The 15,164-nt window shown below is 54.3% G+C and carries 11 protein-coding genes and 1 tRNA gene; all 12 read right to left on the bottom strand.

From position 1 onward, the window contains the following. Window position 1: 1 nt before the first annotated feature. Complete coding sequence (locus K0B87_01320) at window positions 2–964, bottom strand: hypothetical protein (protein MBW6513379.1); 963 nt, start codon at window positions 962–964, stop codon at window positions 2–4. 18 nt (window positions 965–982) lie between these two features. Beyond that, window positions 983–4,147: a T9SS type A sorting domain-containing protein gene (locus K0B87_01315; protein ID MBW6513378.1), complete on the bottom strand. Its 3,165-nt coding sequence runs from the start codon at window positions 4,145–4,147 to the stop codon at window positions 983–985. A gap of 71 nt (window positions 4,148–4,218) precedes the next feature. Then, window positions 4,219–5,253, bottom strand: a complete 1,035-nt coding sequence (locus K0B87_01310; GenBank protein MBW6513377.1) for a PorV/PorQ family protein — start codon at window positions 5,251–5,253, stop codon at window positions 4,219–4,221. Between the two features lie 176 nt (window positions 5,254–5,429). After that, a tRNA-Leu gene (locus tag K0B87_01305) sits at window positions 5,430–5,517 on the bottom strand. A gap of 100 nt (window positions 5,518–5,617) precedes the next feature. Continuing rightward, the gene (locus K0B87_01300) at window positions 5,618–6,901 is read right to left on the bottom strand and encodes an ABC transporter substrate-binding protein (GenBank protein MBW6513376.1); all 1,284 of its coding nucleotides are present in this window, start codon (window positions 6,899–6,901) and stop codon (window positions 5,618–5,620) included. Window positions 6,902–7,199: 298 nt separating this feature from the next. Continuing rightward, the gene (locus K0B87_01295) at window positions 7,200–7,700 is read right to left on the bottom strand and encodes a dihydrofolate reductase (GenBank protein ID MBW6513375.1); all 501 of its coding nucleotides are present in this window, start codon (window positions 7,698–7,700) and stop codon (window positions 7,200–7,202) included. Further along, window positions 7,687–8,433, bottom strand: a complete 747-nt coding sequence (locus K0B87_01290) for an ATP-binding cassette domain-containing protein (protein ID MBW6513374.1) — start codon at window positions 8,431–8,433, stop codon at window positions 7,687–7,689. The genes K0B87_01295 and K0B87_01290 overlap by 14 nt, the downstream gene beginning before the upstream one ends. A gap of 5 nt (window positions 8,434–8,438) precedes the next feature. Beyond that, complete coding sequence (locus K0B87_01285) at window positions 8,439–9,422, bottom strand: ABC transporter permease (protein ID MBW6513373.1); 984 nt, start codon at window positions 9,420–9,422, stop codon at window positions 8,439–8,441. A gap of 98 nt (window positions 9,423–9,520) precedes the next feature. Next, window positions 9,521–11,692: a PqiC family protein gene (locus K0B87_01280; GenBank protein MBW6513372.1), complete on the bottom strand. Its 2,172-nt coding sequence runs from the start codon at window positions 11,690–11,692 to the stop codon at window positions 9,521–9,523. Window positions 11,693–11,703: 11 nt separating this feature from the next. Next, the gene (locus tag K0B87_01275; protein ID MBW6513371.1) at window positions 11,704–12,579 is read right to left on the bottom strand and encodes an MCE family protein; all 876 of its coding nucleotides are present in this window, start codon (window positions 12,577–12,579) and stop codon (window positions 11,704–11,706) included. A 13-nt stretch (window positions 12,580–12,592) separates the two neighbouring features. After that, window positions 12,593–13,960 carry a UTP--glucose-1-phosphate uridylyltransferase gene (locus tag K0B87_01270; GenBank protein ID MBW6513370.1) on the bottom strand — a complete coding sequence of 456 codons (1,368 nt, stop codon included), beginning with the start codon at window positions 13,958–13,960 and terminating at the stop codon, window positions 12,593–12,595. A gap of 9 nt (window positions 13,961–13,969) precedes the next feature. After that, the coding region (locus tag K0B87_01265; GenBank protein ID MBW6513369.1) for a urocanate hydratase at window positions 13,970–15,164 on the bottom strand (1,195 nt) is incomplete at its 5' end.

Here is a 15,164-nt window from a genome sequence, read left to right as displayed (position 1 = left end):
CTCAAAAACGGTAGCTGAGGCCGAGGCTGGGTGTGAGCCTGTCGTTCCTCAGATCGGTGTAGTAATGGAGTTTGAAGTTGCTTTGGGTGATCGCGGTCCGGTTGACCCGGTTGGTGACGAGCACCGCGTCGATGGCCGAGGCAATGTGGTTGAAGGCCAGCCCGAAAGTGAAGTAGCGGGAATAAGCATACTGTTGATTGGCATCCTTGCGCATCTGGATATACTCGGTCCGGAAGGGCGAAGCCTCGTCACTGGAGGGGGAGATATGGTTGCTGGTGATCCCGTTCATCAGGTCTTCAATTGTGCGGTTCTTGATCCAGGTGAGGTCGTCGAAGATCCAGACATCGGCGTAAGCCGGATCGCCCAGGATAAAGGTGGCATTGGTGGAAGTGGGGTCGATGGCAAAGGTGTGGTACCAATCCGCCCAGCCAAAGATGTATTTGTTGTATTTGCCGATGTCTTCGTAGAAATGCTGGGAGTTGTTTTCATCCAGGCGGAAGAAGCTGCCGTCGTAGACATCGAGGGCGCTGACATCGGCCAAAATCGCCTGGACCTGGTTTTGGAAGCTTCTCTGATAGCGGGGGCCGGTGTAGGTGTAGCTGTAATCCACTCCATACACCTGATAGTTGAACGTGTGGGTGATGATCTCGCCGTTGGCGTAGTACTCGAAATCTTCAGTCCTTTTATTACCTTGATCCGAGAAATAGAGTATCCCGGCTATCATGCCCAATTCGATGACAGGAAAGAGATAGGCCGTGAAGGCGGATTTGGAGGCATAGAATTGCCCCGAGCCTGGCAGGATGGAAGAAAAGAGCATGGCCAGCCGCGCGTCCTTCTTCTGGAAATTCACTCTTACGAGATCGCTGGGAGGGGCCTCCTCCTCGAAGATGAGGTCATCGATGGTTTGGGCAAAGGCGAAGCTGAGCAAGCCCAGACTCAAGATTATAAGGATCAGCTTCTTCATGCGAACCTCCTGATAAGTCTATTTCTCCACGGCGAATTTCAGCCGTTTGCGCTGTTCGCCGCATTGGATGCTTAAAATGTACACGCCGGAGGAGAGCTTGCCGCTGTCCAGGATCAGGTCCCGGCGCAGGATGCCGTTGGCTGGAATGTTCAGGTTTTGCAGCAAAGACCCGTTTATGTCATAAATAACGAGCTTACAGGTTTGGTCGAAATTTCCGATCCGGACGCGAAACTGGGGCCCGGTCACGGGATTGGGGAAGACATAGGCGTAAAATTCCGAGTCAGCGCCAGATTGTTCTGTATCTTGCAGCCGGTAACCTTCGTAGCTTCCCCTGCCGCCATTCCTGAATCCGTTCCAGAGGCCAAACCCATTCAAAGGAACTTCAGTCCGGTGGATGAAGAGGTCTCCTTCGGGGTCCGCGTAATACCAAAACAGATTGCCAAAAAGCTGGTCCACCGGATCAAGCGTGAGTCGCGAACCACGCATCACGCCATCCAGAGCCAGGGATTGGTTCCAGATGATAGTTTCGTCAGCCACGGAATAAGCCGCGTGGCCCCTTCCCGCCAGGGGAAGATACAGATACAACTGCGGATGGTTTTGCATGGCGTAGACATGCTCTTGCGGAGTGAAAGATAGCGGGAAAGCCTCGTGGGGATAACCCCAGAGCAAGGTCCCGTCGTGTTTTGCTGCGTATATCTTGCTGCCGCAGGCCCAGAACAGCACTGGATTGATGGCAGGGGAGGAGTAGGTGTACCAATTGGTCAATCCCATCTGGGTGGGCCGGTTGGCAGAAGCGTTGTGAAAGATCTGCGTAAGCAGCCCGTCCTGAAATTTGTAGATATTGCCGCTATCGGCCATCAGGAAGAGCATCCGGACATTGTCCAGCGACGCGGAAAAGGAGACCGGTTCGTAGTTTCCGAAAGGCTCGGGCAATGCGATCTCCGACTTGACATACAACAAATGGTCCGAGGGATCAATAAGATACAGGATGTCTGAAGCCAGGGCGGCCCGATCGTTGCCATAAGAGCCCAGGCGCTTGACTCCGGAGATCGGCACGCAGCCGCTAACGGTATCGTTTTGAATGGAACTAAGGCTGCTGGCGGTGCTCACGATGAGCGTGCCATCCAAATACAATGGCGGGGTGGAAAGGTCATCAGGATAGTTGAAGGACATGCTGTGCAGGTTGTCGGTGGAAAATTCCAACAATTCGAGGGAATTGCCATGGACCAGGGCAAGTTCATAATAGCCGTTTCCGTTTTGGTCCGCTCTGATGACAGGATGATCGACGGGCTGGCCGTTCCAGGGAAAGGCGCCCATCAGGTCCACCCAATCGTTCCCATCGTAACTGAGGAGGCGGACGGAATCATTGCTCAGCAAAGGGATGTCCAGATCGCTGTAGCTGGAATTGATGGTTGGTCCGGGATACAGGCCGGGGCTTTGATAGGTTTCGATCTGGGTGTGGTCAAAGAATCCCGAGCGCAGGGTGAGGCTCATATTGGCAGCGGGATGCCCGATATCGCTGAGCCAATACTGGGAGCCGATCCCCCGGCTGTCCTGCAGGGGAGGGCTGGTTTCGCCGTTTAAAACAGGTTTCCAGTCTTCCTGAGACCATTGGACAAAGAAGCCAGATGCATCGAGGATGGGCTTTTTGCTGTGAAAATACTCGTACTGGGTGCCGGTCCAGTAATATGACCAGATATGGCCTATGTCTGCCAGGTTGTCAGCTTCGATGACCTGCACGCCACGCTGGGTGTACAGGGTGTTGACGGTATTGTTCTCAAAGTTGGAGTACCAGTTTCCCTGGCTGTCGGTAGCGCCTTGGTTGTAGATCACGTCGTCGTTGATCCGCCACACCAGCAAACCGCCGCCGATCGCGGCACCGTCCGCAGCCTGAAAGGAAGGCAGCAGGTAATCGTATTCATAGGTGGGATTGTTCTGGGGATCAGCGAAGGGAGTGGGGTAGAGGATCACGCGCCGGTCGTCGGTGGCGAAGACCGCCGTGCCGCCATCCCCGTCCGGATCGACGCTGCGGTTTTCCACGAGGATGTATTCGGTGGCGGAAAGAGGGATGCGCAGTATCTGGGGAATGGCCTGGTTTCCGTTCTGCTTGAGGCTGCTGGCTGCGATCTGCATGGGAGTGAACAGCTTGGCCTGCGCAAGATCGACCATATAACCATTATCCAGCAAGTAATCCTCAAACAGCAAGGCGCGGGACCAGGCACCCGGCAAAGCCGGCAAGGCTCCTTCGATCAGGATGTAGGACCCGTCGCTCAGTTCGTCCACAAGGATACCCGAGCCGCCGCTGTCCATGATGTCGAACACGCCCACCATGGGCTGGAACGTGAAAACATTGTAGAGATCGACCAAACCGATGGAATGGCCGAATTCATGGGCAATCACGGCATTGAGCGCGCCGTATCCGCCCCGGACGACCTGCCCGTCGGATTCCTGTGCGTAGAAATCCTGGGAGATGGTGGAAGGCACGTTGGAGGCATGGCTGATCAGCACGGATCCGCCGTCCACCACGGCTTCCTTGCCCTCGCCGACCTTGATGAAGAAGGACGGAATGTCCGAGGGCGTGTCGCCAAAGATGTCATGCTGCCAGTCGGAACCGGCGTGGATGATCATGAAGTGGCCATAGGCAGAGAAATCGATCTCGGGCGAAAGGCTGTCGGCAATTTCAAAGGAAGCCTTGAAATACTCCTCCATCCTTGCCACAAAGAGGTCTCCGCTGGCCCCCGGGGGATTGTAATAGCCCATTTGCCGCGGCAGGGTGTAGGCACCGGTCTGGGGATAGACCTCATATTCAAGGTCATAAGAGCCGTGGGACGCGGCCAGGTAATAATATCTGAGAGCTTCCAGATTGTCCAGAAAATAGGACCGGTTATGGGGTGGGCTGCCCACGGGATGGGGATAGCTGAGGTCCACCTGGGTCAGGAATTTCCCGTTCCCAGTGGTGTTGGGATCGTCTGGAACCTCTTCCTGGAAATCCACCAGGATCACCAGCAGTTTGTTGAAGTTGACAGACTTTCTGGCCTTCGGCGTTTGGGGATTATTGTTCAGGAGATGGGTGTGGGGATGCTGGCGCAGGGGTTGGTTTTGATAGAACTTCCCGGGGGTGAGCTTCACGGCTCCCAGGATGCCGGATGCCACAAGCAGGAGGGCGATGAAGCCTGATCTCATTGCCAAACCAAAGGAAAGACTCCCCGGAGCCGAAACTCCGGGGCGAGTCTGTCCAGAACGTTTGTTGTGCTTTAGAATTCGAAGCCTACGGAGAAGACTTTGTTATAGTCCGTGAGCTCGCCGGCGGTGATCATGGCAAAATCAGCCGTCAGTTTGTAGCGTTTGTCAAAGGTGTATTGGATCCCGGCGCCAAAGCTGGGTCCCACTATCTCTCCGGCTTGATCGAGGAAATACCCGCCCCGCAGGGAGATCAGTTCCAGATAGGTGTATTCGGCGCCAAAGCCATAGATGGTCTCATCAAAGTGCTCCCATCCCGAAACAAAGCGGGTGAGCAGTCCATCCTCGTTGGCCAGGATCTTGCTGGCTTCGGCCGAGATCAGGAACTTGTTCAGGGGTGAATCCAGGATCTGATAGGCCGCTCCAAGGCGCACGGTCATGGGCAGGGGATCGGACTGGGCCTGATCGACGTAAGTGACGTTCGGGCCGATGTTCTGGATCACCAGGGAAGTGTCGAGGCCTCTGATGAACAGGTCTTTGTACTTGGTCCCCAGATCAAAGGCAAATCCGAAGGCCTTGCCCTCATCCTCCGTCTGGCCAGTGCCCGGCCCCAGGTAGCTGTAGATGAGCTTGAAATTCGCTCCCACGCCCAGCTTGGCTGGAACGACCTCGTAGGCGTAGCCAAAGGCCCCGGCGAAGTCGAAGCTGTGGAATTCGCCGATCTCAATCCCATTCGGGTCAGTCTGCATCTGGGTTCCCAGGTCGGCCACAAGGAGATGCACGTTCATGTTTCCGATCCCGTCGAAATAACGATTGAAGCCCAGATATTCATAGAACATGTCGTCAAAACCGGCTCCGGCTCCCTGCAGCCAGGGAATGTGGTTTCCGCCGATCTGGGTTTTGCGGTTGAACGCGGTCGCACCGGGATTCCACCAAGGCGCGAAGGCATCGTCCGCCACGGCAGTATAGGCCCGGCCCATACCATTGGCGCGGGCCCCGGGCTCAAAGGTGAGGAACAAGAGGCCGGCCTGGGAGATCGCTCCCAGGGCGAGAGGCAGGCTCAGTATGGCAATTACTGCTGCCAGGATCACTAATTTATCTTTGGACATCATACCTCCATTGAGATATCAGATAGGGCCGGGGCGCTAAATATCCCCCGCCTGGTTTAATATTACATTATAATCAGGGGAGCAAAATACCCAATGCAAATGTTTGCGTTTCACTGCTATTCTACAGAAAATGCTGCTGGCTAGCAAATATCGGTTCCTTATTCTCCTTAAGGTCGTGGTGCCGAAGGCCGGAATCGAACCGGCACGGGATATGATCCCGGTGGATTTTGAGTCCACTGCGTCTACCTGTTTCACCACTTCGGCACATTTAACCCCTTTTCGCCGCGGTGCTTTCCTTGTCAAGCAGAATATCGCGCCGCATGCCGTTTACGGGAGCAATTGTCATGGTTTGCAGGTTTGGACCTCATTCCGGAAGCTGGCCTTTTTCCCTGGCGATCAGTTCCGCGAATTTGTCCGCGGCACCGTCCAGCGCTTCCTGCGGGGACAGGACGCCTTCCTTGGCCCTTTCCAGAAACTTCTTCAGTTCATCACGCGCCACAAACCAGGCAGGATGCTGCGGTTCGAAGACCGCGTTGTCCAATTGGGCGTAGATGCTGGCAAACTGGGGAAAGTCATCCAGGAACTGCTTGATGACGTCAGTTTCCATCGCGCTCTTGCGCAGGGGCATATAGCAGGTCCGGGCGCTCCATTTGGCAGTCTGTTCGGTGTCGGTGAACCACTTGATGAATTCCCAGGCCGCTTTTTCCCGGGCGGGATCGCCGCTTTTGAAGATCACGATATTGGCCCCGCTGATCGCGCTTCTATTGGTCCTATAGGTAGGCAGGGGGGCGTAGCCAATGTTGAAATTTATCGGCTGCTGGCGCATGTAGGTGATGGACACGCTGGAACCCTCGAACATGGCGACAGAGCCGGAAAGGAAAGCGTTTTGTCCGTCGTATTCGCGGGTGGAGCGGGCTGTGCCGCCATTGACGAGATTCAATGTGTAATTGAGCGCTTCCAGGCCTTCCGGCCCGTTCAAAACGGGTATGTTGTTTTCATTCAGGATGGTTCCGCCGGCTTGGTGAAGCAGATTGATGAACTGCCATTCGTTGACCGTGAAGTTTGCGCCCCAGGTCGCTGCAGAGGTCTGGGTCTGAGGTGAGGTCAGCATCCGGCAATAGTCTTCAAACTCTTTCCAGGTCTCGGGGAAGTGGTTGGGATCGAGCCCGGCCCGATAGAAGGCGTCCTTGTTGTAGAAATAGGCCCGGACGCTTTTATTAAAGGGGAAGGACCACTTTTTCCCCTGATAGGTGATCGATCTCATGAAGACAGGATAGAAATCCGCCATGTCCTCATCGGTGAAATCCTCGTCGTTGGCGATCAGTTCGTCGATGCTCACCAATACGTTGTCTTTCTGGAAAGTTGCCGCCCAGGATTCGAAAACTTGCGCCAGATCAGGCTGCTTGCCCACCTGCAGCGAGGCCGAAAGCTTCTGCGAGAGAGCGGTGTAACTGCTGATGGGGTTGGTGATCACCTCGATATCCGTGTGGCTGCGGTTGAATTCCCCGATCATTTCGTTGAGCACATCGCCCAGCGGTCCGCTCAAGCCATGCCAGAAACGGATCTGGACCTTGTCGGACCTGGCAGCTTTTCCGCATCCGACCAGCAATAGGGACAATAGCATCAAGGCTAATATTACGCGGCGCATTTCTCTCCTCTTCGTCAATGGGATCGTCTGTTTTTACAGTTTAAACCAGTATATTCAACCTTGCTTTTGCGGTCAATCTTTTTTTGCGAACGCTGTGCTACTGATGCCATGGCTTAAGGCTATTCGCCCATTCGGCCCTCATGCCCGCAACCCATGCCCCATGGACATTTGACGAACACATTCCCAACATTGTTCGGGATGTGTAGGGCGAATGTAGCAGAGGCATGGCTTGGAGGCATAAGAGGTGAGATGGGTTGGCGGGTTTCGGCCGGCCATTCAGAGCCAGTCTGAGCTATGCTCAATTCTGGCGGCTGGCCCGGCGCTTGTATTCCGTGAAAGTCAGTTTATAGCCGGTTTTTGAGGTGATCGCTTCGAAAAAAACGGTATCCCACTCATCGGTATCAAATTCCGGGAAATGGGAGTCGCCTTCGAATTCCGCGTCGATGCGCGTGATGAAGAGGCCCGAAGCGAGGGGCAGGAAAAGGCGGAAGACCTGGGCGCCGCCGATCACGAAGCATTCTCCGGAACCGCAATGCTCGAGGCACTCATCAGGGCTGTGGCAGATTATCGACCCCGGTATGGACAGTTTCCTGTCGCGGGTGAGGATAATGTTGGTGCGCCGGTCAAGTGTGCGGCCCAGGGACAGCCAGGTGTTTTTGCCCATGATGACGGTATGGCCCAGAGTTTTACGGCGAAAGTAGGCCAGGTCCTCCGGGATGTTCCAGGGCATCCGGTTTTCCTTTCCTATCAGGCGGTTGCGGTCCATGGCCGCGATGATGTTCAGCTCAGGACCAGTCATACTTTCCGGATTCGAAGAAAGTGTCTATACTGGGGATATTGGCTGCTTTGGCATCTTCGAGAGTGCCGTGGAAAACCAATTTGCCCTTATCCAGGAAAACCAACTTATCGGCAATGCGGTGGATGGAAGCCAATTCGTGGGTGACGACCACGATGGTCATGTTGAGTTTGTGCTTCAGTTCGAGGATCAGTTCGTCAAGCTGGGAAGAGGTGAGAGGATCGATACCGGCCGAAGGCTCGTCACAGAACAGGATCTCGGGATCGAGTGCCAGAGCCCTTGCCAAGCCGGCTCTTTTGACCATCCCGCCGGATAATTCCGCGGGCAGGAGATAGATGGCATTGTCCAGTTTTACGAGGCTGAGCTTGACCCGGATGATGCGCTCGATCACTTTTGGGGAGAGCTTGGTATGTAGCTCGAGGGGAATGGAGATGTTGTCAAACACGCTGATCGAGTTTAGCAAGGCTCCGCCCTGAAAGAGCATTCCGACCCGCTTGAGGACCTGTTGGAACCGAACCTCATCCATGCCGAGGATCTCTTCGCCCCAGAATTTGACACTGCCCCGGGTTGGTTCCACGAGCCGGGTGATGTTCTTTAAGAGAGTTGTCTTGCCGCTACCACTGCTGCCCAGAATAACTGTGATCTCGTTGGGGTAGATATCCAGATCGATGTCGCTGAGGATGGTGGTTTCACCATATTGAGCTTCGAGCCCCCGGATGCTGATGATCGGTTCCACGTTTTTCATAGGTAGAGCAGACTGAAAAGAGAATCAGCGATGATGATCGCGAAGATGGAAGTGACCACAGCAAAGGTGGTTGCCTTGCCCACTCCTTCGGCCCCGCCCTTCACCTGGAAGCCGTAGTGGGAGCCGATGATCACGATCAACCAGGCAAACACGGTGCTTTTGGAGAAAGTGACGATCAGGTCTTTGAGGGAAATGATGTCTATGGAGCGAGCGACAAAGGTTGTGGCGCTGAGATCAAGATATCCGAAGGCGATCACGGCACCCCCGATCCCGCCCATGATAATGGAAAAGGATACCAGGAGAGGCATCATCAGCGTGATGGCGTGAAACTTTGGCACCACGACGTAACGGACAGGATTCAAAGCCATCATCTTCAAAGCGTCCAATTCCTCGGAAACCTTCATGGTGCCAATCTCCGAAGCGATCGCTGAGCCGCTTCTTCCGGCAACGATTATGGCAGTGATGAGGGGAGACATTTCACGCACCATGGTGACGGCCAGAAGATCGGCGAGAAAGATATCCGCTCCGAAAGCCCGCAACTGTACCGCGGACTGGAGAGAAAGGATGAATCCGATAATGAAGGAAAGCAGGGCAACGATCGGCAGGGCATTGGAACCCAAAAGCTGGCTCTGATGGATCACGGCGCCCTTGCGCTGCGATTTGGAATCTACAATCCCGACGAGCGACCAGAAAAAAATATCTGAAGCCAGCAGGAGGATATTGTAAAAGCTCGAAAAGCGGATGACCAGCGAATCGCCCAAGTTTTCAAAGAAACCGGGTTCCGGTGAGGGTTTCTGCTCTGGCAGTTCAAGGGAGCGGAAAGTGTCCATCACAGCCTGTATCTCAGGTTTGGGAGGAATGATGGAAAGCTCGCCCTCCTGTGAGCAATCGATGATGATCTCCTCCAGAAAAGCGACTCCGGCGCTGTCTATGGATTCTATCCCTGAGAAATCAAGTCTGGAGATGCGGTTGTGCAGCATCTTGCCAGTGATCTTGTCCTGTATCTGCGAGACTTCCCGGGAAGTGAAAGTGCCGCTTAAGACCAACGCGTCTTCGGAATAGTCAACTTTGGCGATCATCAATAGTAGAGGGATAAACGCAGGTATGAGCCGAAATCGTAGACCACCCAATCGTTCTTGGATGTGTCATAATGAAAATTCAGTTTCATATCCAGGGAAACATTCCGGTAGATGCGAAAATTGACCCGGTTCTCGCTGTCGAAACTGGGATCACCGCCTGCTTTATTCAAAGGGAAGAGCACGTCAAAGGAGGAATTGACCGTCAGGAAATTAAGCAGATTGATGGCAGTGAGGACCAGAGTGCTTTCCAGCCCATGGTTGCTTTGATCCTTGCTTTCCCTATAGACGTCATATGCCAGGCCATCTGGCTCAGACAGGCTCGCGCCGCTTTTGGTGAACACGAAACTGCTTTTATTGTAAACCTGTTGCCAGCCATAACCGCCGCGCAGGCTGAGCGTGACTTTGGGGTTTATGGCCCAGCGGTAGGTGAGACCGGTGCCTTCCTTCAGGCGAAGCGGATAGCCGGCGATCTTGGTTTTCAATCTGTCCTGGCCGGTCCGGACATCCAGAGTGTCGCCAGCTGACGATATGAGGATCAGGTTTTTGTCTGCTGAGAAATACAGGTTTTCATCAAAGAAATGGGAGTAGATATCCCCGCGGCCATAGAATGAGAAATTTCTCAGGGTGTTTGAATTTTCCCAGGGGGTGAACAATTGCACATTCTTGAGGGAATAGGAGTCCGTGCTGATCCTCAGATCGGAGTTTGTGAAACGGTTCATACCCAAGTCGTAGTAGCTGCGGCCAGTGTAATGCAAGTTGGGGAAATTGGCATCCACCTTGTTATCCAGTTGGCCCGTAATGCTCAGTCCGTATGTGGGTTCGTGCATATCCACATTGTTGTTCGAGGAGAGGTTGAGATAGCCGTGAACGGCTCCTCTATGCACGATCGCGCGCCCCGGCAGGATGGGATCTTCACCCAGAATGCCGGCCCCCACCAGGAAATTGCCTTCACCGGAGGGATCGACAACCACGGTGAGTATATCGCTGTCGCCTTTGTTGACGTTCACAGTTGTGAAGTCGCGGAGATCGTTCCAGGAACCGCCCCTGAGTTTGATCATATAGGTCCCGGGCCTGAGGATCCACAATTTATCCGGTTGCCCCAAGTCGTCGTCACCGACGCTGATATCCGAGCCGTAGTGAGTGTAATCGTATTCATTTGGGTTTTTATACCAGATATCGTAGGAGAGGCGCACCCGGTTCTGGTTCTGGTCGATGATCTTGACCGCCAGTTCAGACCACTCTCCGCGGATCACCGTCCTCATTTTGGATCTGATCTCAGTGTCGATCTGAATTTCCTGGTTATCGCCGATCGTGACTCGATACTTGCCCGGATTCAAAGTCACTATTTCGTTGAATTCGAGGTTATTCCTGTATATCTGGCGGTCATTTTGTCCCGTCCCCTCGATGGAATACAGGATCTCGGTCACCTGGGGCGAGGTCAGCAACAGCAAGAGCTCGCCATCAGCCGTCATTTGAGCTGATTCCGAGGCTTCAGTATAGAGGAAAGCTTCCAAGGGTCTCAGCTCCGAATCGGGCGTCACGGCGGAAAACTCCTTGCCAGCGAGGAACAAGCTTATCCTGCCGGCCAGGATATCAGCTTCCTGCATGAGCATGGTGTTGTAGGTCTGGACCAGAAACACCGTGGAATCATCGGGAAGATCAGCATAGCGCTCCGCTTTATATGTCATGAGGATGTTTTGGTTGGGGTCGCGAAGGTAGAAATCGGCCCGCAAATACGCTCTGGGCTTGCCGGATTCAACTCTTTCCAGATTCTGGATATTGGTTTCCAGATAGTAATCCGGCTTGAAATCACCTGTGGAGCGATCCACCTGGTGGAAGATATTGTAAGCCTGAAAACGCCTCACCAATAGGTTCGGAACCGAGTCGCTGAGTCGGTTTGCCCACAAGTCATTGGGCAGATAGCGCACCCGCGTGAAATTATCCTTGACCACGATCTGGTTGCGCGCATAGGTTCGGTTCACGACCGCGTCCAAAACTTCCAGGGTTTTGGGGAAAGGTTCGCTTTGCCGCAGGGATGGGTTTTCCGTGCCTCTCTGATAATCAAGCACATAGTAGTTTGTAGGCATACGGGTGACCTTGCCGAAACAACCCCCCAACAAGAGCAGTGAAAGCAGGGCCAGCGACCCTGAAACTAGTCTATTAAGTCTCATAAGATGTCTCCTCATTCGTTCCCCCTCCAGATTATTGAGGGTTGCTCCGAGATCTGCCTGGTGAAATCGCTCAGGTTTTCGCTCGCTTCACGCAGGGATTCCAGGGTCTCGGCAAGATTGGCGCGGTTGCTGATCAATGCCCGGTCAAGGTTTGTGATGAGGGATCCCGCTGTGGTGGTGGTCTTGCTCAGCTCTTTGATCAGTTCATCAAGCTTCGCGTCCCTCAATTGAGCGGATATGGCATTAATATTCACCACCATGGAGTCAATTTCAGCAGATTGCAGTACATAATTAACCCTGTCTATGGACTGGTTCAGCTTTCTGCTCATTTCTGCGGTATTGGCTACAACTACATTCAGGTTTTGGAGGGTTTCGCCGATATTGGCAAGGCTGGCCTCATCGGTTATGGAACGGATGTTAACAGCGATCTGCTCAATCTTTTCTGCGATCGAGACTGCTCTGTCGGTGATGTCTTCAATCGCTGTGGTACCTTTTTTAATATAGCTTTTTGGCTTAAGTAGCCTGGACTCGTTCGTTCCTCCGCGGATCTCCACTGCCTTAACTCCAGTGATCCCCATCATGACCGTAACAGCTTCGCTGTCTTCCTTCACCGGAGTCCCCTTGGCAATGTTGATGGTCAGGATCACCTTGGTCACGTCTTTGGGGTTGATCTTGATATCAACAATTCTGCCCACCGGGACGCCATGATAATTCACGGCACCGCCCTCTTGGAGCCCACTCACGGAATAATTCTCAAACTCGATATAATAGGTGTCGACTCTTTCAATGATGCTCTTGCCGGCGACCACGATAAAAAACCCGAGCAGTAGTAATCCACCTGCGATCACAAATATGCCCAATCTGGTTTTTGCTGTTTTTGAAACCATGTAAACTTCCTTTTTACGGGTTGAAGACGATATCCCCGGTGAGCAGGCGGCTTTTGAGATGGACGGGATGGTCGGTGGAAAGGCTGACCCTGCCTTCGCAGATCACATCCTCGCCAAAGCTGATGTCGCCTGTGACCTTGAGCGAGGTGCAGCCCGTCAGAGACGGCACTCCTTCTTTAAAGCGGGACAGAAGCTGATCGATGCTGCCGTAATGGCGCTCGTCCAGCTCGATCGCGGGTATGGATTCCACGCCGCGCCGCATTACGACCTGGTATTGGTCGTTCAGTTCATAGAGGTCAGACCAGATGGCCAGCAGATCGTTGTTTTTCTTGACCGGTGCGAAACGGGACCGGGGAACGATCAAAGCCCGGGAGCCGTTGAAGACGCTGATCGCTGCTCCCATTGCCGTTTCAAGCTGATAGACAGGGGTGCCGTCCACGACCTTGGGATTGATGATCAGCGGCAGGAGCATGATCCCTTCTCCGGCGATCAGGTTCCATTGCAAGGCCTTGAGATCGATCCAGAGGTTGTTGGTGTTGAAATATTGATACTTCTGGATGTTCTGGAATTCTTCGAGCTCTTCCGGCGGGCATTGCGCGATCTCGCGCAACAGGAGCTGGCCGCCTTTGTCCTCGCTGAGGTGGCCGCCCTTGTTGTCGATTTCCGTGCGCCGGCAGACCTCCATCAGGAAATGGATGCCATTTTCCTCCATGTATGCCGGGATGCAGGTGTCGACGGTGGCGCCGAGGTTGTCCGAATTGGAAACAAAGGCGTAACGATAGCCGGAGTCGATCATCCTGTCCAGGAGCCCGGATGAACTGAGCGCGGCATAGATATCCCCATGGCCGGGGGGATTCCACATTTTGGCCTTGTCCTCATTCTCATAGGGTTTGAGATTGTCCTGCCGAATGCGGGGAAACTTGTTTTGCACAAAGGATATCGGCAGGGGCTGGCGCTCAAGGTCAGGATATTTCTTCAGGTATTCCAAGGTGTCGGATTCAGTGTTGTAGCTGTTCATGAACATCAGCAGGGCCTGATATCCCGTCCTTGCTCTGAGGGTCAGCACCTGGCGGGTGATGATATCCAGAAAATTCATGTTGCCTTTCACCGGCAGCAGGCTTTTGGCAGAACTCAGCCCCATGCTGGTTCCCAAGCCTCCGTTGAGTTTGATCACCGCGACGCTTTTGAGGATATTCTCGCGCCGCTGGGATAGCAGCGCTTCGTAGCTGAGCAGGTTTGTTTCCGACGGGGCCTTGATCTCAGACCCGGGGATCATTCCCTTTTCACCCTTGGCCAACATCCTGTAATAGGCGCCAAATGTTTTGATCACGCTATCGGGGAGCGAATTTGCCTTCATTTGCTTGACGAATTGATTCAACATCCTGTTTCCTCAGTCTTGGTTTTTTGCCAGCAGTTTCTTCACCAGCGCGTCGATCCGGCCATCATCCATGGCGCTGGGAACTGTGATGTGCCCCGCTTCGGAATGCGCCTCGTTCCAGGCTTGCACCGTGCTGACCGCGTTGGGGTTGCGGGCCCAGCCACGCCGGGCGACTCCACCCATCACATCCCAGGAAAGGCCTGAGCGAACCACCTTGTCCATGGCCTCGCTGCCGTCCAATACTATGCCGTTGCCGCCATTGACGGAGCGGCCGATCCCCACGCCGCCGCCATTGGAAAGCACAACCAGGGTCATGCCGCGGGCGATGTTTCCCCCGAAACAATGGGTGGCCATTTCCGCCATGACGTTGCTTCCGTCGCGGATGTTGGCAGTTTCCCGGAAGGGGGAGTCGGTGCCCGAGGTATCATGATGATCCCGTCCCAGCATCACGGGGCCGATCTCGCCTGACCGGACCATGTGATTGAATTTCAAAGCGATGCGCACCCTGCCTTCTTCATCGGCATAGAGTATGCGCGCCTTGGTGCCCACCACGAGCTTGTTTTCCCCGGCCCCGGCGATCCAGTTGTGGTTGTCCCGGTCCATGGAGTTGCGGTTTGGATCGATCAAGGCTTGCGCGGCCGCGTCGGTCTTTTGCAGGTCGCTGTCTTTCCCGCTCAGGCAAACCCAGCGGAACGGCCCATAGCCAAAGTCGAAACAGAGTGGGCCCATGATATCCTCCACATAGGAGGGGAAAATGAAGCCTTCGCTGGTGTTGACCCCGTTTCGCGCGATGCTGCGCTCGCCCGCGTCAAACACCGAGGCCATGAAACTGTTGCCATAGTCCCAAAACCGTGCCCCCTTGGCGCAGAGGCGCTGGATGACGTGGAAATGGCGTTTCAGCGACTCATCGACGTGCTGCCTGAAAAGTTCAGGGTCAGAGGACAGCAATGCCCGCCCTTGCTCAAAACTGAGCCCGGCCGGAGTGTATCCACCCTCATAGACGGCATGGCAGGAGGTTTGGTCGGAAAGCAGTTCCGCTTTGATGTCATATTTGTCAATATACTCCAGCAGATCGACTATGTTGCCGCTGTAAGCTATGGATAGCGGTTTTCCGCTCTGCCGGAACTCATCGGCCCAAGCGAAGATCTCGGCCAGGTCGGAAGATACCCTGCCCACCCAGCCCTGGCTGTGGCGGGTTTCGATCCGG

The organism is Candidatus Syntrophosphaera sp. (assembly GCA_019429425.1).
Taxonomy (GTDB): Bacteria; Cloacimonadota; Cloacimonadia; order Cloacimonadales; family Cloacimonadaceae; genus Syntrophosphaera.
The sequence above is the reverse complement of the archived record's forward strand: the minus strand, read 5'-3'. Positions and strand labels throughout refer to the sequence as shown.

Bases quoted from the DNA above. Each gene is read 5' to 3' on its own strand.
- K0B87_01320 (MBW6513379.1), bottom strand. From the start codon at position 964: ATGAAGAAGCTGATCCTTATAATCTTGAGTCTGGGCTTGCTCAGCTTC.
- K0B87_01280 (MBW6513372.1), bottom strand. From the start codon at position 11,692: ATGAGACTTAATAGACTAGTTTCAGGGTCGCTGGCCCTGCTTTCACTG.
- K0B87_01310 (MBW6513377.1), bottom strand. From the start codon at position 5,253: ATGTCCAAAGATAAATTAGTGATCCTGGCAGCAGTAATTGCCATACTG.
- K0B87_01295 (MBW6513375.1), bottom strand. From the start codon at position 7,700: ATGACTGGTCCTGAGCTGAACATCATCGCGGCCATGGACCGCAACCGC.
- K0B87_01285 (MBW6513373.1), bottom strand. From the start codon at position 9,422: ATGCTGCACAACCGCATCTCCAGACTTGATTTCTCAGGGATAGAATCC.
- K0B87_01275 (MBW6513371.1), bottom strand. From the start codon at position 12,579: ATGGTTTCAAAAACAGCAAAAACCAGATTGGGCATATTTGTGATCGCA.
- K0B87_01315 (MBW6513378.1), bottom strand. From the start codon at position 4,147: ATGAGATCAGGCTTCATCGCCCTCCTGCTTGTGGCATCCGGCATCCTG.
- K0B87_01300 (MBW6513376.1), bottom strand. From the start codon at position 6,901: ATGCGCCGCGTAATATTAGCCTTGATGCTATTGTCCCTATTGCTGGTC.
- K0B87_01270 (MBW6513370.1), bottom strand. From the start codon at position 13,960: ATGTTGAATCAATTCGTCAAGCAAATGAAGGCAAATTCGCTCCCCGAT.